Annotated in this window: 19 protein-coding genes; 4 read left to right on the top strand and 15 right to left on the bottom strand. The window is 71.4% G+C overall.

Translation table 11 applies throughout. The features are described from left to right. Positions 1 to 175: 175 nt before the first annotated feature. The 5 genes from AB0B57_RS13075 to AB0B57_RS13095 all read right to left on the bottom strand — a co-directional run bounded on the left by AB0B57_RS13075 (position 176) and on the right by AB0B57_RS13095 (position 4,982). Complete coding sequence (locus AB0B57_RS13075; protein ID WP_357068541.1) at positions 176 to 889, bottom strand: hypothetical protein; 714 nt, start codon at positions 887 to 889, stop codon at positions 176 to 178. Next, complete coding sequence (locus AB0B57_RS13080) at positions 880 to 1,422, bottom strand: hypothetical protein (RefSeq protein WP_357068543.1); 543 nt, start codon at positions 1,420 to 1,422, stop codon at positions 880 to 882. The genes AB0B57_RS13075 and AB0B57_RS13080 overlap by 10 nt, the downstream gene beginning before the upstream one ends. 96 nt (positions 1,423 to 1,518) lie before the next feature. Continuing rightward, a complete protein-coding gene (locus tag AB0B57_RS13085; RefSeq protein ID WP_357068545.1) occupies positions 1,519 to 3,876 on the bottom strand; it encodes a sodium-translocating pyrophosphatase in 2,358 nt (785 codons plus the stop codon). Between the two features lie 315 nt (positions 3,877 to 4,191). Beyond that, a complete protein-coding gene (locus AB0B57_RS13090) occupies positions 4,192 to 4,629 on the bottom strand; it encodes an ATP-binding protein (protein WP_030334228.1) in 438 nt (145 codons plus the stop codon). Then, the gene (locus AB0B57_RS13095) at positions 4,626 to 4,982 is read right to left on the bottom strand and encodes an STAS domain-containing protein (RefSeq protein WP_357068548.1); all 357 of its coding nucleotides are present in this window, start codon (positions 4,980 to 4,982) and stop codon (positions 4,626 to 4,628) included. Before AB0B57_RS13095 ends, AB0B57_RS13090 begins: the two co-directional genes overlap by 4 nt. A gap of 140 nt (positions 4,983 to 5,122) precedes the next feature. On the opposite strand from AB0B57_RS13095, the gene AB0B57_RS13100 reads away from it, so the two are divergent. The 3 genes from AB0B57_RS13100 (at position 5,123) to AB0B57_RS13110 (ending at position 8,637) form a co-directional block, all read left to right on the top strand. Continuing rightward, a complete protein-coding gene (locus tag AB0B57_RS13100) occupies positions 5,123 to 7,573 on the top strand; it encodes a DEAD/DEAH box helicase (RefSeq protein ID WP_357068550.1) in 2,451 nt (816 codons plus the stop codon). A 122-nt stretch (positions 7,574 to 7,695) separates the two neighbouring features. After that, positions 7,696 to 7,905 (top strand): hypothetical protein, encoded by a 210-nt coding sequence (locus tag AB0B57_RS13105; RefSeq protein WP_357068553.1) that lies wholly within the window; start codon positions 7,696 to 7,698, stop codon positions 7,903 to 7,905. Between the two features lie 153 nt (positions 7,906 to 8,058). Continuing rightward, on the top strand, positions 8,059 to 8,637 hold the full coding sequence (locus AB0B57_RS13110) for a hypothetical protein (protein ID WP_357068555.1): 579 nt from the start codon (positions 8,059 to 8,061) through the stop codon (positions 8,635 to 8,637). Positions 8,638 to 8,915: 278 nt separating this feature from the next. Here AB0B57_RS13110 and AB0B57_RS13115 read toward each other — a convergent pair whose 3' ends face one another. From AB0B57_RS13115 to ssd, 7 genes are all read right to left on the bottom strand, one after another. Next, entirely contained in the window at positions 8,916 to 9,311 is a 396-nt protein-coding gene (locus AB0B57_RS13115) for an Rv3654c family TadE-like protein (RefSeq protein ID WP_357068557.1), read from the bottom strand. Beyond that, positions 9,311 to 9,667, bottom strand: coding sequence for a TadE family type IV pilus minor pilin (locus tag AB0B57_RS13120; RefSeq protein WP_357068947.1), 357 nt, complete (start codon positions 9,665 to 9,667; stop codon positions 9,311 to 9,313). Before AB0B57_RS13120 ends, AB0B57_RS13115 begins: the two co-directional genes overlap by 1 nt. Positions 9,668 to 9,750: 83 nt before the next feature. Next, on the bottom strand, positions 9,751 to 9,918 hold the full coding sequence (locus AB0B57_RS13125; RefSeq protein ID WP_081883916.1) for a DUF4244 domain-containing protein: 168 nt from the start codon (positions 9,916 to 9,918) through the stop codon (positions 9,751 to 9,753). A 22-nt stretch (positions 9,919 to 9,940) separates the two neighbouring features. After that, positions 9,941 to 10,582: a type II secretion system F family protein gene (locus AB0B57_RS13130; protein ID WP_357068559.1), complete on the bottom strand. Its 642-nt coding sequence runs from the start codon at positions 10,580 to 10,582 to the stop codon at positions 9,941 to 9,943. Further along, on the bottom strand, positions 10,579 to 11,862 hold the full coding sequence (locus AB0B57_RS13135) for a hypothetical protein (RefSeq protein ID WP_357068561.1): 1,284 nt from the start codon (positions 11,860 to 11,862) through the stop codon (positions 10,579 to 10,581). Before AB0B57_RS13135 ends, AB0B57_RS13130 begins: the two co-directional genes overlap by 4 nt. After that, positions 11,859 to 13,070: a TadA family conjugal transfer-associated ATPase gene (locus tag AB0B57_RS13140; RefSeq protein ID WP_357068563.1), complete on the bottom strand. Its 1,212-nt coding sequence runs from the start codon at positions 13,068 to 13,070 to the stop codon at positions 11,859 to 11,861. The genes AB0B57_RS13135 and AB0B57_RS13140 overlap by 4 nt, the downstream gene beginning before the upstream one ends. After that, positions 13,067 to 14,170 carry a septum site-determining protein Ssd gene (gene ssd / locus AB0B57_RS13145; protein WP_357068565.1) on the bottom strand — a complete coding sequence of 368 codons (1,104 nt, stop codon included), beginning with the start codon at positions 14,168 to 14,170 and terminating at the stop codon, positions 13,067 to 13,069. The genes AB0B57_RS13140 and ssd overlap by 4 nt, the downstream gene beginning before the upstream one ends. Before the next feature lie 261 nt (positions 14,171 to 14,431). On the opposite strand from ssd, the gene AB0B57_RS13150 reads away from it, so the two are divergent. Then, entirely contained in the window at positions 14,432 to 15,127 is a 696-nt protein-coding gene (locus tag AB0B57_RS13150; protein ID WP_357068567.1) for a hypothetical protein, read from the top strand. Between the two features lie 40 nt (positions 15,128 to 15,167). Here the strand turns inward: AB0B57_RS13150 and AB0B57_RS13155 are convergent, their stop codons facing one another. Genes AB0B57_RS13155 through AB0B57_RS13165 form a run of 3 tightly spaced genes read right to left on the bottom strand, consistent with a single transcriptional unit; the run spans position 15,168 to position 17,367 of the window. After that, complete coding sequence (locus AB0B57_RS13155) at positions 15,168 to 16,433, bottom strand: glycosyltransferase (protein ID WP_357068569.1); 1,266 nt, start codon at positions 16,431 to 16,433, stop codon at positions 15,168 to 15,170. Positions 16,434 to 16,441: 8 nt separating this feature from the next. Next, a complete protein-coding gene (locus AB0B57_RS13160) occupies positions 16,442 to 17,068 on the bottom strand; it encodes a tetratricopeptide repeat protein (protein WP_357068570.1) in 627 nt (208 codons plus the stop codon). Beyond that, positions 17,065 to 17,367: a hypothetical protein gene (locus tag AB0B57_RS13165; protein WP_357068571.1), complete on the bottom strand. Its 303-nt coding sequence runs from the start codon at positions 17,365 to 17,367 to the stop codon at positions 17,065 to 17,067. The genes AB0B57_RS13160 and AB0B57_RS13165 overlap by 4 nt, the downstream gene beginning before the upstream one ends. Positions 17,368 to 17,542: the final 175 nt, after the last annotated feature.

The following is a 17,542-nucleotide window of genomic DNA, read 5'->3' on the forward strand; positions in this document are numbered from 1 at the left end:
CACCCGGAACGACCTGTCCGCTGTCCGGCACCGGACACCCCGCCCCACCGCCCAATCCCGTCGATCATGGAGTTGTGGTGGGCGTTTTCATCCCGGACGAGCAGTATCTCCACCACCACAACTCCATGATCGACCCGGGGGGGTGGGGGTGGGGTGGGGGCCGATCGGGGGTGGGTCAGGTTGGCCAGGCTTCTGGGGGTGCTGTGCTCGGTGGTGCGCCGACCAGCTCGGCGAGCCGGCCCAGCCGTCGCCGGCCGGTGATCCGATACGCCGGGCCGCCCTCATCGGGGCTGAGTAGCGTGCCAGCCAGCCCGGCCGCGGCGAGCGCTACCCCGATCGGCTCCCAGCACTCCCGGTCGTCCGCGCCCAGCCGCAACAGGAACCCACCGGGTGGCTCCGGCGTCCCGGCGGCGGCGAGCCACAACCGCAGCCGCCGGCCGGTCAGGTGAAAGGTGGCCGGCGGGCGTTTCGCCGTACCGTGCAGCCAGGCCGCCGCGAGCGGCTTCAGGACCCGGGTGTACGACGTACGCACGGCGTGTCGCTCGCCCTCGGCCGGCTCCCAGCTCGCCGCCAGCCCACGCGACGCCAGTTCCGCGACGAGCACGTGCACCCGCCACGCGGCGTCCACCTGCACCGAGAGACGGGCGGTGCCACCCATGCGGACCACCTCACCCGGCCCGGCGAGCAGCCCGGCCAGGTCGGCGACCGCCGGCTCGGCCGCCTCCGCGCCGAAGAAGACGAGTTGCCGCCCCGCGTCGTCACCTGCGGTGGGGCCGTTGTGGGGCGGCCCACGCCGCCGTCGCGCGGGTGCGGGCGCGTCGGACTCGGGGGCGGGGAACAGCGCCGGTGGCTGCGCCGCCGGAGTGTCGTCGAGCCCACTCAATGACACTCCGGCACCTCGTCGAAGGCTTTTTTCAGCTCCTCGGAGTTGAGCTTGCTGGTGTCCAGCGCACTGGCGTCGTACTCCGTGTTGAGAGTGTCCACCGCGGCCCGCACGCCGTCGTAGAAGGCGGTCGCCTCGCCGGTGCCCAACCCGTCGATGGTGTCCCGGGCGCGGCCGTAGGCGTCCCGCATCTTCTCCAGCGAGCTGCGGAAACCGGCGGAGATGGCGTCGCCGTTCTCGGTCTCCGGGACGCCCGCCTGCTCCACCTTGCGGCGCGCGGCCTCGCTGGCCTGCTCCGCCCCACCGAAGAGCCGCACCAGGTTCTCCTTGGCCTGCGCCGGAGTGGTTTGCGCGGTCATCTGTTCGTCAGTGCTGCTTGTCAACTTGCTGATCTCGGAGCGCCACGGGGTCAGCGCGGTGCACACCGACGCCGCCCAGGCCCGTGGGCTGGGGCCTCCGCCGCAGCCGGCCAGGACGAGGACGATCGTGGCCAGGACCACCGTGAGCTTTCCGGCGGCAGACGCCCGGCACCTACGCATGCGTTGCAGCGTACGGCCTTTGGCCAGGTGTGGCACCGGGCCGGACGGCCGGGGTCCCCGGTCGACGCGGACGTCGACCGGGGACCCCGTGCCGGGTCAGGCGTTGACCGCCTCCGGCCGGTGGTCACTGCTGCCCGCGCCGGTGTTGCCGTCGGCGTCGGAGTCCATCGCGATGCCCTTGCGCTTGCTGAACACCACCGACGCCACGATGATCAGCGTCGCCACCAGCGCGATGCCGACCCGCAGGCCGACGTTGCGGTCGTCGCCGACGCTGTACGCCACCACGGCGGGTGCGATCAGCAGCGAGACCAGGTTCATCACCTTGATCAGCGGGTTGATCGCCGGACCGGCGGTGTCCTTGAACGGGTCACCGACGGTGTCGCCGATGACCGTCGCGGCGTGGGCCTCGGAGCCCTTGCCGCCGTACGCGCCGTCCTCGACCAGCTTCTTGGCGTTGTCCCACGCGCCACCGGAGTTGGCCAGGAAGACCGCCATCAGGGTGCCCGCCCCGATCGCCCCGGCCAGGTACGCGGCGAGCGCGCCGGGCCCGAGGCCGAAGCCGACCGCGATCGGCGCCAGGATGGCCAGCAGACCGGGGGTCATCAGCTCGCGCTGCGCGTCCCGGGTGCAGATGTCGACGACCTTGCCGTACTCCGGGCGCTGGGTGCCGTCCATGATGCCGGGCAGCTCACGGAACTGCCGGCGGACCTCCATCACGACGGCGCCGGCCGAGCGGGACACCGCGTTGATGGCCAGCCCGGAGAAGAGGAACACCACCGCCGCGCCGATGATCAGGCCGACCAGGTTGCGCGGGTTCGCCACGTTCAGCGAGTTGAGGATCTCGCCGCCGACGTTGGCCACGCCAGCGTCCTCGTACGCGGCCTGCAGCGAGTCGGTGTACGACCCGAACAGCGCGGTCGCGGCGAGCACCGCCGTGGCGATCGCGATGCCCTTGGTGATCGCCTTGGTGGTGTTGCCGACCGCGTCCAGCTCGGTGAGCGTCCGGGCGCCGTGCTCGTCGATGTCGCCGGACATCTCGGCGATGCCCTGGGCGTTGTCGGAGATCGGCCCGAAGGTGTCCATCGCGACGATGACGCCGACCGTGGTGAGCAGGCCGGTGCCGGCCAGCGCCACCGCGAACAGCGACAGCGTGATGGAGCTGCCGCCGAGCAGGAACGCGCCGAAGACGCCGGCACCGATGAGCAGCGCCGAGTAGACGGCCGATTCCAGGCCGATGCTGATGCCGGCCAGGATGACGGTTGCCGCGCCGGTCTGCGAGCTCTTGCCGATGTCCTGCACCGGCCGCCGGTTGGTCTCGGTGAAGTAGCCGGTCAGCGCCTGGATCGCGGCGGCCAGCACGATGCCGATCACCACGGCGCCGATGGCCACGAACCGCGGGTTGCCGTCGACGCCGGTGAGGCCGTCGTCGAACTCACCGAAGGTCGCCGGCAGGTAGGCGAAGGCGGCGATCGCCACCAGCACCGCGGAGAGCACCGCCGAGATGTAGAAGGCCCGGTTGATCGCGGTCAGGGCGTTGCGGTCGGAGGCGCGCAGCCGGGTGATGAAGACGCCGACGATCGCGACCAGGACGCCGATGGTGGAGATGATCAGCGGGAAGACCAGGCCCTCCTCGCCGAACGCGGCCCGGCCGAGGATCAGCGCGGCGACGAGCGTCACCGCGTACGACTCGAACAGGTCGGCGGCCATGCCGGCGCAGTCACCGACGTTGTCGCCCACGTTGTCGGCGATGGTCGCGGCGTTACGCGGGTCGTCCTCGGGGATGCCCTGCTCGACCTTGCCGACCAGGTCGGCGCCGACGTCGGCGGCCTTGGTGAAGATGCCGCCGCCGACCCGCATGAACATCGCGAGCAGCGCGGCGCCGAAGCCGAAGCCCTCCAGCACGGTCGGCGCGTCACCCCGGTAGACCAGGACGACGAGCGCGGCACCGAAGAGGCCGAGGCCGACGGTGAGGAAGCCGACCACACCGCCGGTCCGGAAGGCGATCTTCATGGCCGCCTCGCGACCACCCTCCCGTTCTCTCGCGGCGGCGGCGACACGCAGGTTGGCGCGGGTGGCCAACCACATGCCCGCGCCGCCGATGAACGCGCTGAACAGGGCGCCCACCACGAAGAAGAGCGAACGGCCGAGCTTCACCGCGTTCTCGCTGCCGTCGGTGTCGTGCACCGGCAGCAGGAAGAGCAGCACCACGGCAATGACGACGAAGATCGCCAGGGTACGGAACTGGCGGAGCAGGTAGGCCGAGGCGCCCTCCTGGACCGCCACCGCGATCTCCTGCATTTTGTTGGTGCCCTTACCGGCGGCCAGCACCGTCTTTGTCAGGGCGGCGGCGAAGCCGAGCGCCACCAGCGCGATCACCGCGGCGATGACGACGTAGATGACATTGCTTCCGGTAAGGGAAAGCCCGCCGCCGTCGACGGCCAAGGTCTCGGACATCTGTGTCCTCCTGTTACCGAACACTCGCGCCGGTGAGTGGAGACGCACCGACCGACGCCTGGATGCGGATTTCGCAAGCGCGCGCCAACCCCAGCGGACCAGCGATGACCACCCATACCCGCTGGCTGCGGGATGGATCACTTGCTGACAACCCGGGTACTGTAGCCCTCCTCAGTGTCAGAGGTCACACGCAGGTGGCACCGTGTCGCGATGATCTCCGTCGCTGTGTTATGAAACGAAATCTGATATAGGGACTGGTCCATGAAAGAAAGGGCCGCACCCCTGCTGGGATGCGGCCTGCGAAACGGTTTTCGGTCAGCGGCCGACCGGCCACACCATCCGCACCTCGGTGCCGATGCCCTCGTCGACCGGGCGCACCTGCAGGTCCTCGACGAAGCCGGCGAGCAGCGCGAACCCGACGCCGGTGGTCAACGCCTCGTCGGTGAGCGACTCGTTGGCCAGCTCGTCCGGGGGCAGTGCGGTCAGACCGATGCCGGCCTCGATCGGCGCCCGGTCCACCACCCGCACCGCGTACGAGCCACCGTCGGACATCTCCACCAGCACCGGGTCGGCCAGGCCGTACTGCCGGTGCAGGGCCACCGCGCGGGTGCACGCCTCACCGATGGCCAGGCGCACCTCGTCCAGCAGGTCCTCCCGGACCCCGGCACGCCGCGCGACGGCAACGCCGACCAGCCGGGCGGTGCGCACGTGCACCGGGGCGGGGGAGAACGAGAGCTTGACGGTCGCCATCACGCGCCGGCGCCCGCCGGGTCGGCGCTGATCGCCGCGTCGACCGTCGGGTGCAACGGGAACACCTGGTCCAGTGCGGTGATCCGGAAGATCTTGAGCAGGGGCTCCTTGTCACAGACCAGGGCGAACGAACCACCTGCCGAGCGCAGCCGCTTGAGCGCGCCAACCAGCACGCCCAACCCGGTGGAGTCGAGGAAGTCCACCCGATCGAGGTCGACCACCACGTGACGGGCGCCACCGTCGATCAATTCAAGGAGTCGTTCGCGGAGCCGGGGCGCGGTGTAGACGTCCACCTCACCACCGACCTCGAGCACCGTGTGCTCGCCCACGGTGCGGGTCGCCAGCGACAGCTCCATCGGTCCTCCTCGCCAGAGCCGTAAACTCTCGTGGGCATCTAACCACTACCGCCGGTGCGGCCTGCGGACGCCAGCGGAGGCTTCCCCTTACCCCCCGGCCCGACTTTTCATCTCCGAACACCAGTGCGAGAGTGCAGGGCGTGACCTCCAACGACTTCAGCTCGGCGCAGGGCACGCCGCGCCATGACCTGGAGTCGTCGCCCGCGGCCACCGTATCCGCTGGTCCCGGCTCCGGGCCAGCGCCGGAGGACCTGCTGCGCCGGCTACGTGACCGGGGCGCCGCCGACCCGGTCACCCACGTCGAGCGGGTGCCGGCCCGCGCCGGGGTGCCCGCGCCCTGGCCGCCGTGGGCGCCGGCGGAGCTGCGCGCGGCGTTCGCCAGACGCGGCGTCGTCGCGCCCTGGCAGCACCAGGCGGAGGCGGCCAACCTGGCGTACGAGGGTCAGCACGTGGTCGTCGCCACCGGCACCGCGTCCGGCAAATCACTGGCGTACCAGCTCCCGGCGCTGGCCACCCTGCTCGCCGACCCCCGGGCCACCGTGCTCTACCTCGCGCCGACCAAGGCGCTCGCCGCCGACCAGCTGCGGGCCGTCGCCGCGCTGGAACTGGAGGGGGTACGCCCCGCCTGCTACGACGGGGACACTCCGCGCGCCGAACGGGAGTGGATCCGCAAGCACTCCCGGTTCGTGCTGACCAACCCCGACATGCTGCACCACGGCATCCTGCCCGGCCACGCCCAGTGGTCCGGTTTCCTGCGCCGACTCGCGTACGTGGTGATCGACGAGTGCCACACCTACCGGGGCGTGTTCGGCTCGCACGTGGCGCACGTGCTGCGCCGACTGCGCCGGCAGTGCGCCCGGTTCGGGGCCACCCCGGTCTTCGTCCTCGCCTCGGCGACCTCCGGTGACCCGGCGACCACGGGCGGACGGCTGACCGGCCTGCCGGTGACGGCCGTCACCGAGGACGCGTCGCCGCGCGGCGGGGTGACCTTCGCGCTCTGGGAGCCGCCGCTGCTGCCACCCGAGGCGGGCTCCGCTGCCCCGGTGCCGCCGCAGGCGATCGGCTCCCCCTCGGTACCGCCGCAGGCGATCGGTGAGCACGACGACCTTCGGCAGGTCCGCCGGTCGGCGCTGCGCGAGACCGCGGACCTGCTCGCCGACACGGTCGCCGAGGGGGTACGCACCCTCGCGTTCGTCCGTTCCCGCAAGGGCGCCGAGGTCGTGGCCGCCAACGCGCGCCGGTCGCTGGACGAGGCGGTGCCGGGGCTCGGCGACCGGGTGGCCGCCTACCGGGGCGGCTACCTGCGCGAGGAGCGGCGCGAGTTGGAGCGGGCGCTGCTGCACGGCGACCTGCTCGGCCTGGCCTCCACCAACGCGTTGGAGCTGGGCGTGGACCTGGTCGGGCTGGACGCGGTGCTGATCTGCGGCTACCCGGGCACCCGGGCGTCGCTGTGGCAGCAGGCGGGCCGGGCCGGGCGTTCCGGGCAGGAGGCCCTCGCGGTGCTGGTGGCCCGGGACGACCCACTGGACACCTATCTGGTGCACCACCCGGAGGCGATCTTCGGTGCTCCGGTGGAGGCGACGGTGCTCGACCCGGCCAACCCGTACGTGCTGGCACCGCAACTCGCCTGCGCCGCGGTCGAGGCGCCGCTCACCCCGGCCGACCTGGCACTCTTCGGCGACGGGGCGAAGGAGGCGGTCGACGAGCTGGTGGCGGCCGGCGCCCTGCGGCAGCGGCCCACCGGCTGGTACTGGCGGCACCGGGAGCGGCCCGAGGTGGACCTGCGTGGCGAGGGCGGCGCCCCGGTCTGTGTGGTGGAGTCGTCGACCGGCCGGCTGCTCGGCACTGTCGACGGCGGTTCCTCGCACTTCCTGCTCCACCCCGGTGCCGTCCACCTGCACCAAGGCGTCTCGTACGTGGTCGACGACCTCGACCTCGCGGACGGCTGCGCGCTTGTGCACGCCGAGGAGCCGGACTGGTCCACCCACGCCCGCGACGTCACCGACCTGTCCGTCGTGTCGGTGCGCTCCTACGTGGATGCCGGGCCGGTCGGCATGTTCCTCGGCGAGGTCGACGTGACAAGTCAGGTCGTGTCGTACCAGCGGCGGCGGATCGCCACCGGCGAGGTGATCGACACCCGGCCGCTCGACCTGCCCACCCGGGAGCTGCGCACGGTGGCGGTCTGGTTCACCCTGTCGCCGCAGTCGTTGGCTCTTGCCGGGGTCCAGCCGGCCGACGTGCCGGGTGCGCTGCACGCCGCCGAACACGCCGCGATCGGCCTGCTCCCGCTGATGGCCACCTGCGACAGGTGGGACATCGGCGGGCTTTCCACCGCGGTCCACCCGGACACCGAGGCACCGACGGTCTTCGTCTACGACGGGCAACCGGGTGGCGCGGGTTTCGCCGAACGGGCGTACGGAACGGCGTCGGCCTGGCTGCGGGCCACCCGGGACGCGATCGCCGAGTGCGGCTGCGAGACCGGCTGCCCGTCCTGCGTGCAGTCGCCGAAGTGCGGCAACGGCAACAACCCGCTCTCCAAGCCCGACGCGATCCGGGTGCTCGACGTGGTGCTGGCGAACCTGCCCGACTGAGCGGGTTGCATGAATCGGCATGCCACTGGGCACAATGATGTGGGAGCGCTTCCATAGATGCCCATACTGCCGATCGCCAGATGCCCATACTGCCGATCGCCCCCCGTGTCCGAGGAGGAGCCGTGGCCGACACCATCGCCGAGACCGTCGACCTGCTCTACAGCATTGACCAGGATCAACTCACCCTCGACCAGCAGATCGCGCTCGGGTCGGCGCTGGCCAACCTGGCTCAGGCCGAGCGCCTGGAGCAGATCAACGAACGGCTGCGCGTCATCCACCAGGTTTTCAACACCTGGGCAATGCGCGCCGCGACCACTCCTGACGGGCGCTGATCCGCCTCTCACCGGCACGGGCAACGGCATGCTGGGCTGGTCGTCCGACGGTCTCCGACGGCTGCCCAGCAGCATGCGATCGTCGGTGGCGGAGAGGGCGATGGTCGTCCGGCTGTGCGAGACTCCGGCGGACCAACCCCCTGAGGAGTTCACATGCAGCTCGACAATTTGCAGAGCCAGCACCAGTTCCACGTCCGCCAGCGCCTGCGCATGATGGTCAACCAGTACGAGGTCCGTGCGGTCTCCCCGGACGGCACCGAGGGTGAGCTGCTGGCGTTCGCGCAGCAGAAGCGGCTCGCCTTCAAGGAACAGGTGACGATCTACACGGACGACTCGAAGCAGCAGCCCCTGCTCGGCTTCAAGGCCCGCCAGCGCATCGACCTCGGCGCCACGTACGACGTGACCGACGCGGCCGGCAACCCGATCGGCTTGTTCCGGAAGGACTTCGCCCAGTCGCTGCTCCGGTCCACGTGGCACGTCGAGCAGGCCGGCCTGCCGCAGGTGACGGGCCAGGAGCGCAGCCTGCCGGTCGCACTGCTGCGCCGGTTCGTCGACTCGCTGTCCTGGCTGCCCTACCACTTCGACTTCACCGCCGGTGGGCAGCCGGTCTTCACCGTGGTCAAGAAGTGGGGCCTGCGCGACAAGTACGTCGTCGAGGTGCAGCACCCGCAGATCGACCGCCGCCTGGTCATCGCCATGGCCGTCGCCCTCGACGCGCTCCAGGCCCGCTGACAATCCCGGCCCCCGCTCTTCGGCCGCTGGCCGGGACAAGACCCTCGGCCCTGATCCCGGCCAGCGGGCCGTCTCCAGATACAGGAAGTCCGCCGGCGTCCCCGCGAACCAGGTTGCCGCCGCGAACCAGGCTGTCGCCGCGAACCAGGCTGTCGCCGCGAACCAGGCTGTCGCTGCGAACCATTTCGCCGCGAACCGGGCCGCCACCGCGACAGACGGTGCCGCCTTGGACCGGGTAGCCGCCGTGGATGGAGGGCCGCCGCCCAGCCCCATGTCGTTCAACCGCGCACCGGGCCGGCGCGGGCCGTCGACGTGGCGACCCGGGTCAGGCCGGGAAGTGGCGTGAACGTCACCTCGACGGTCACCAGCACGTCGAGCCCGTCGAGGCGACACCTGGCCGTCCGAGCGGCATTGCGCCCGACGATGTCGGCAGCGGACGCGCAGGCCACGGCCTCGCCGTCGAGCGGCCGGGCGGCGCCGGCCAGTGCACCGAGATCGGCTGCCACCGCCGCTCGCTGAGCCGCGATCTGCGCTGCGGCGACCGCGGCGCCGAACGTCCCGACCAGCACGAAGACCAGCCCCGTGGCCAGCAGCAGGACTGTCGCGCCACCGCGCTGCGCGTCCAGCGGGTCACCATCGAGTCCCTCGGCATCTGGGCCGTGAGTCGGTCGCACTACCGATCCCACTCGCCAGCGCCGGGTTCCACGGCGGCGACCGCGGTGGCGACCACGGTGATCCGCGGCAGCCGGCCACCCAGCGTCCGGACGGGCACTCGTACCGTCGTCTGCACCCGGTTGCCGTCGACGGACACCGAGACCTGCGCCCCCGGCGGTGCCGCGCGTCCGCCTTCCGCGCTGCCGTCCGCGCCGCGGGCGGCAGCCAGCGCCGCTTCCCGAGCCGCGTGCAGGCAGCTCGCCTGGGCGCTGACGGCGTTGACGGCGGTGAGTCCGGTCAGCAGGAGCAGAAGCAGCGCCGGCAGGCCGGCCGCCAGTTCGGCGGTGAACGACCCTCGGTCCCCGCCGGCGGCCAGCTCGACAGCACCGGTCTTCCGTCCGCCGGCCGCTCGCTCGGGATGCTCGGGCCTCCGATCGCGGCCGGCCTGCCGGCGCCCGATCACTTCAGCGCCCGGTCGATGACGGCGGTCAGCGCCGACTGGACGTTGCCGGAGGTCAGCACCTTCAACAGGATCCCGGCGAAGGCGACTGCGGCGAGCGTGCCGACGGCGTACTCAGCGGTGTTCATGCCGGCATCGCCGCGCAGGCGGGCGATGAGTTTGCGCATGGCTGTTTCCCTTCTCGATGGGTCAGAGCACGTCGCCGAGTACGGCGACGATCACCGGCACCAGGCCGGCGAGAATGAACGCCGGCAGGAAGCAGAGCCCCAGCGGCAGGACGATGAGCACGCCCGCCCGACGGGCTGACGCCTCGGCGGCGGTGGCCCGGTCGGCGCGTAGGTCGTCGGCGAGCCGGGTCAGCGCGCCGGCCAGGGCGGCGCCGCTGTTGGCCGAACGCAACGCCGCAGCGGTCAACCGCTCCGCACCGGGCACTCCGTCCAGCGCGGACCACGCTTCCGCCGGCCCACCGCCGAGCAGCAGCGTGCGGCCGGTCCGCGCCAACCGCGCGGCGAGTGGTCCGTCCAGAGCCTCGGCGACGGCAAGCACCGAGCGATCCACAGGTGCGCCCGCCCGCATCGCGGCGGCCAGCAGGTCGACCGCGAGCGGCAGCTCGACGGCCTCCTGCAGCCGCCGTTTGCGCACGCCCGGCGACTCGATCCGCCGCAGCAGGAGATCCAGCACGAACGCGGTCGGCACCGCACCGAGCAGCCCCAGCCAGCCCTCGACGACCACGGCTACGGCGAGCCCACCCAGCCCTGCGGCGAGGCGGATCGCGTCCGGCCGCCGCCCGCCGACCACGCTGCGTTGGCTCGCCGGACTTCGCGACCTCATCCGGCCCGCCCCGGCGCCGCGCCCAGCCGTTCCGCCCAGAGGAGGCCCACGACCTGCAGGACCACCGCGAGGACCGCACAGGACCCGCCGACGCTGTTGTGCAGCAGCACCGCCAACGGGTCGACGCCTATCCCGTACCCGAGCCCGATCCCACCCACCGGCAACGCCGCCAGCAACCAGGCCGTGGCCCGGGCGCCGGCTGCCTGGGCCGCCGCGGCAGCCAGACCCCGGTCGGCCGCCCGAGCGTCGGCCTCGATCCGCTCGACGAGGTCCGCCAGCGGCGCTCCGGTCCGGTCGGCCAGTCGCACCGCCGCCGCGGTCAGCTGACGCAGCCGGTCCGAGTTATCCCGCCCATCGGTGGCGGCCTCGATCGCGCGCTGGACGGGCAGGCCGGCCCGAAGGTCCGCCGCGAGGCCACACAGTTGGTCGAGCCCACGTCGCCGCCTTCGCTCGGCGCCGCGGTTCACTCGCCAGCGCAGCACGGCACGCACGGCCAGTGTGGCGTACCCGCCCACCACGACCGCTGCCACCGGGCCGCCGACCACGGCGCCGACACCACCTCCCAGCACCCCGACCAGCGGCAGCACACGCCTCGACGAGCGCGGTGCGCGCAGCCGCACCACCCCACTCGGCCCATCGGCCGAGCCGATGAACCGGTTGCCCGGGCGTCCCTCGGCCGTTGCCGCACCGGCGGTGTCACCCCGGCTGTCCGCCACATCGCCGCGCCCGGAGGCCGTCACCGCGTGCGAGACGTCGTCCCGATGGCCCACACCTGCATCGCCGCCGACGATCGTCGTCGCGGCCAGGGAGGCGCCGCCTCGTCGTTCCGCATCCCGGATCGTGGCCTCGGGCCCGACGGTGCCGGCCGGACGTCGGGGATCCCGGCGGGTCGGCGGACGGTTCGGGCCTACGGGACGGGCGAACCCCACCGACCCGCCCGTCGCCCCGGGCCAGCGTGCCGGGCTGCCGGCGACGTCCCGGCTGGGCCAGCCGAGTGCGGATGGTTTCCCGCCCAGAGCCACGGTGGACCGCGAGCGATACGGGATGCCTACCGGGCCGTCCGGGGTCGGCGAGTCGCCGGGCCCGTCGGCCAGACCGTCCGGCGTGCGGCCGAGTTCCCGGATCCACTCCACGAGTGCGTCGTTGGGATCAGCTCCGCCGGCCCCGCGTCCCGTCGTCAGCACCCGACGTCGGCGGGCCCGGATGGTGTGCACGGGCCACGCCAGCAGAGCGGCTACGACGAGCAGCAGCGCCGCCACCAGCATGGTCGCGCCGCTCATGCCGGGCCCGCCGATCCGGGCCACGGCTCACTCAGGATCGGCGGCACCGCCACGCCACGCTCCCGGAGCAGCGCGCCAAGTGCGCGGGCGGCCAATCCGAGCCCGCTGCCGCGTACCCAGGCGGGCACCACGGTCACCAACCGTTCCGGCCCCTCGGGCAGGAGAAGGCAGACCGACTCCAGGATGCGTCCCCGGTCGCCGCGCCGTACCTGAAACAGCACCTGCAGCGCGGCGGCCACCTGGGCGTGTAGCGCGGCGCGCGGCAGCCCACCCAACATGCCCAGCGCCTCCAGTCGGGCCGGCACGTCGGAGGGGGTGTTGGCGTGCAACGTGCCGGCGCCTCCGTCGTGGCCGGTATTGAGCGCTGCGAGCAGGTCGACCACCTCACCGCCCCGGCACTCCCCGACCACCAGGCGGTCCGGACGCATCCGCAACGCCTGCCGGACCAGGTCGCCGAGGCCGACCACGCCCGTGCCCTCCACATTGGCGGTACGCACCTGAAGCCCCACCACGTGCGGGTGCCCCGGACGCAGCTCGGCGGCGTCCTCCACCAGCACGATCCGCTCGGTGGCCGGCACCAACCCCAAGAGTGTGTTGAGCAGAGTCGTCTTGCCCGATCCCGTTCCCCCGGTTACCAGGTACGCCAGGCGGGCAGCCACGACGGCTGCGAGCAGCGGCGCCACCGGGCGCGGCACGGTCCCGTGGCGGACCAACTCATCGAGCGTGAACGGTCGATGTCGGAAGGTCCGCAGGGACAGGTAGGGACCCTCGGTCGCCACCGGCGGCAGCACGGCGTGCAGACGCGTGCCGTCGGAGAGCCGGGCGTCCGCGTACGGGGAGCCGTCGTCAAGCCGCCGGCCGGCGCTGGCGATCAGCCGCTGTGCCAACCGGCGGACGTCCTCGATCGAGCCCAACGGGACCGCGACCTGCTGCAGCCCGGAACCACGGTCGACCCAGACCCGGGTCCCGTTGACGAGGACGTCGGTGACCTCCGGGTCGGCGAGCAGTGGGGCCAGCGGCCCGGCACCGACCAGATCGTCGTGCACTCGGTCGGCTATCCGCAGCAGGGCGTTGTCGCCGAGCACCGCAGCGGTTGGCTCGGCCCGTACGGCGGAGACGATCGCCGCCGCGGTGACCGGCGTGGTGGCGGCGGCGATCCGCTGCCGTACCCGAGCAGCGAGGGTGCTGTCCTGCGGCCGGCCGGTCATGCCGCACCCGTCGCCGGCACACCGGTCAGGTCGGTGACGATCCGTTGGCACAGTGCGGCCAGCGGGCCTTTACCCGCGGCGGCCGGCGCCTCGCCTCGTTCCAGCCCTCGGCACAACCCGGGCTCGGGGCGCAGCGTGCCAGCCAGTTGGAGCCCAAGTGCCCGGGCCACCTCGGTCGCCCGAAGTCGGCCTGGCGCGGGCCCACGCACCACCACCGAGAGCGCAGCGCAGTGTGGGGCGGCGGCGGCCACCACCCGAGCGGCCGCAGCGGTGGCACGCAGCTCGGCGGGGACGACGACGAACGCCTGGTCGGCCGCCTGCAACGCCACCACCGCGGCGTCGTCCAACTGTCGGGGCACATCGACCACCACGAAGTCCCGACCACGCCGAGCAGCGTCCACGGTCGCCGCCATCGCCGCCGCTGGCAGCGCCAGCATCTCGCCGCGGTCCCAGGAGAGCACCACCAGGTCACCCCGGTTGGGTAGGGCCCGCACCAGCGCAGGGGCGTCCACCCGCCCGTCGGCGGTGGTGAGTGACGGCCAGCGCAGCCCCTCCAACTGCTCCCAGCCCAACACGAGGTCGAGGCCACCGCCGAGTGGGTCGGCGTCCACCAGCAGGGTGCGCAACCGGGCCCGAGCGGCGGTCACGGCGAGGCCACCGGCGAGCACACTCGCCCCGGCACCGCCCCGGCCGCCGAGCACCGCGACGATCCGGGCGCCTACGCCGTCCGAGCGGTCCGGGCCCTGCTCGGCGAACCGGTCCACCAGCCACGGCTCGGCGATGGGCAACATGGCGACGTGCTCGGCCCCGATCAGCTCGGCGATCTGCCAGCCGGGGTCCAACTGTCCGGCTCGGCCGACCAGCACCAGCCGGGGTCGCTGCGGCATCCGGGCACGCAGACACGACTGCGCCTGGTCGGCGCCGAGCAGCACCAGCGGAGCGGGCTGCCAGCGAGTGCGGGCGGCCGCCGGGTCGCGGGCAAGCTCCACCTCGGCCCCGCCAGCGGCGGCGAGCCGGAGCAGGTCGTCGAGCAGATCATCGTCGCCGGTGACGACCAGCGGAAGCCGGCGGATCGGTGGAACCGAGGTACGGGATGGCATCGCGGCCTCCAGCGGTCGGGCTCTGGTATGCCGCCGACCCTGCTCGGAAATCGCACGGCAAGCCGCCCCGATCGCGCCGCCTGTGGACAACCACGTGGGTTGTGGACAACGCCCGCCGAGCCAGTTGATCTGCTACGCGCGCGCCCTGTCCGCCACCGCGCGAATTGCTGGGAGGACACAGCGGGCCGCTCCCGGCAGGCAGCGCCCACGGCGACGACGGCGCCCGAGGACTGTCGGTCCACGGTCTGCGAGGATGGTCGGATGCCGCTGCGTGGCTACCTCGATGGCTTCCAACCGCCGGTTGCCGCGTCAGTCCTCGTGGACGCCACACCGTGGCTGGACGACCCCTTGTTCTGGCCGGCCTTCCTCCTCGCGCCGGGCGGCTCCACGACCGCGGCGGCGGCCTTCGGCACCGACCCGGCGGATGTCGCGGACTACGTGTCGGCGTTGCATCAGCACGACACCTGGCCGGTCATCTCCCTGGACCTCGCCCGGGGCCACCGCCTGCACATCCTCTTTCGCAACTTCGATGGCGACTCGGGATGGGACTACCTGGTTCAGCCGGTCGGCTCCGACGCGGCGATCACCGCTGCCGCTCTGGAGGGTGGTTTCCAGGGCCCGGCGCTTTCCTGGGCCGAGTTGGTCAGGACAGCGAGCCAACCAGACTCGATGCGCAGCCCGGCTGAGCGTCTTCTCCTCCTCCTTCCCGGCGTCGGCGATTCCGGTATCCCACCCGAGGCCCTGGATGTGGTGACATCGGCCGTCGTCGCCGTCGGAGCCAAGCACCGACCGGACGACGTCGCACGGGAACTGTTGAGAGCAAGCCATCGGTTCTGGGGCGACTGCGCCTGGGGCGAACGAGGCGACCTGCCCGTCTGCCTCGGCATACACAGTCCACGTCATCTGGGAGCAACCCCAGGCCAGTTGGCCCTGCTGGCCGAAGCCTTTGGCGGCTAGGCACCAAGTTCAGGCGGGACGGCCGCCGCCCCGCCGATCGTCAGATGTTCAGCGGCCCGCCGTTGCGTAGGGCGTCATCCTTGATCGCGATGAGATTCGCGGACACGTACGGGATGTTGTGCGCCTGGTGCCATTCGCTCGGAAAGTACGTGACCAGGCGCGACGCCTGGAAGCGACATTTGATCTCGGGCACGAATCGAGAATAGTTGGCGTCCGTAAAATACCAGAACGAGTTTTCGTTGTAGAACGCCACATGCGTCGGATCCTGGTAGGCACCCCGACCGTCGGTGCTCGGCGTCAGCGACAACAACATCCCGTTCGGGGCGAGCAGTCGGTACAACTCGTTGAAGAGTCCAATTTTGTCCACAATGTGTTCCAGGAAGTCGGCGGCCCGGATGACCCCGACACTACTGTCCGGCAGGTCGACGCCCTTGGTTATGTCGCACACCATGTCGACGCCAGACCCGTCATGGTAATCCAGGCCGAGATAGCCTTCCGGCTTGTTGTGGGCCGCACCCAGGTCCAGCGCCAGGAGCCCCTGCCGCCGCGACCAGGCCAGCGCGTTCTGTTGAATGTTCCGGTCGTAGATCTCCACCGTGCGTTGCTGGATGCGGGCGTTGACATCGGGAATGCGCTGCGTGTTCTTGGCATGCATGCGCTGCAGGTAGAGGCATTTTTGGATATGGTGGAAATCGCTCACCTGGTACATCCGAGCCATGAGGTCGGCGTCGTCCGCGACGTCGAGCGACTCGTCGTATCCGCCGACCTTCTCATAGATGTCCCGACGGAAGGCTCGCACGTGGTTCGGTGCGTACCAGATATAGCTCACGTTGTGCGGTGTCGGCGGCAACGCCCGACAGACCAGCACCTCGCGGCCGTCCACCTTCTCGTCGTAGTGCCGCCAGCCGAACGAACTCGCGAAACGGTCCTCACAACGGCCACCGTCCTCCTGGATCTGCGCGGTGTCGCTGTAGACGAACCCCACCTCCGGGTTGGCGTCGAAGGCGTCGACGATCTGTTGCAGACAGTCGCTGCTGAGTAGATCGTCGTCGTCAAGTTCGACCAGGATGTCCCCGGCAGCCTCGGCGCAGGCGTGTCCCTTCACGGCTCCGACGCCGTTCAGGTTGTCCTGAACAATGAGCCGGATTCGGTCGTCGTGCCTCTCCGGCCGCCAACGAGACCCTTGGTTGAGGACGACCACCCACTCCCAGTCGGTGAAAGTCTGCGCGACAAGCGAGCGGAAACATTCGTCGATGAAACGGGTACGGTTGCTTCCCGTGAAGACCGTTACGCGTGGCGTGTGCATTGGGCCGGTCACCTACCTGCCGGAGCCGAGGATCGAGCGGCCGGAGCCGGGCGGTACTTCGCTGGAACAGCCGAGGTGAGCTCCTTGTCCAGCCGGATCGCGGCCTTGAAGGCGTCCCGCGCCGCGGAGTCGTCACCGGACTGGGACAGCAGCATGCCCAGTCGCAGGTAGGCGGTTGACGACTTGTTGTCGATCGACACGACCTTTCGGTAGATGTCCATCGACGTCGTCGGGGCCTTACCCTCCAGTGCAATCGCCTTGTTGAAAAGGGCCGGCTTGTAGTTGCCGTCGGTCGCCAACGCCTTGTCGTAGTTGTTGACCGCCTCGTCGGGCTGGTTGCGCGACTGAGCGATGAAGCCCAGGTTGAACCAGGCGAACTTGTTGTCGGCCTCCGCCGCCACCACCTTCTCGAACGTGCTCTTCGCGGCGTCGAAGTTGCCGGCTTGGCCCTGTTCGACACCGAGCTTCAGCAGATCGGCCGGGGCGGTTGCGGCACTGGTGTCGCCGTTCGCCTTGTCGCTGTCGCCGGAGCTGCTCGTCTGCGGTTTCTCGGCAGGCTTGTCGCTGCATCCCGCGACTCCGGTCAACAGGACCGCACCACAGGCGAGTGACCCGAATATCTGACGTGTGCTCATTCTTCCTCCTGGACGCTAACGGGGCGGCCCGACCCGCTGTTCGGCCGGATGGCATTGCTACTGTCGGCCGTCGCCCGACCCGACGTGCTGGATGCGGGCGCAAACGCCAGCGGCGCGGACAACGAGATGCAGGACACCCAGATGTCGGCGCCTCCGCCGGTGAAGGTGAACTGGTAGCCGCTGGTCGAGAGTGGCTGGATAAGCACCGGGTTCACACCCGCGCCCGAGAGCTGATAACCGGTTCCGACGGCAATGTCTCCGGGTTGGCAGCCGAAATTGACGGGGGTATCCGCAATCACGGTCAGCGGGCCCTGAATATAGGCCGCTTGGATCCCGTTGCCCGCGACTCCCTGTGCACCTTGGGCGCCCTGCGGTCCTGGTGCGCCCTGCAGGCCCTGAGCACCCGCGTCGCCCTGGGGGCCCTGGATCCCCTGAGCCCCTGTCGCACCCTGAGCGCCCGCCTCCCCCTGGGCG

The sequence above is a fragment of the Micromonospora sp. NPDC049101 genome (assembly GCF_040648675.1).
Lineage (GTDB): Bacteria > Actinomycetota > Actinomycetes > Mycobacteriales > Micromonosporaceae > Micromonospora.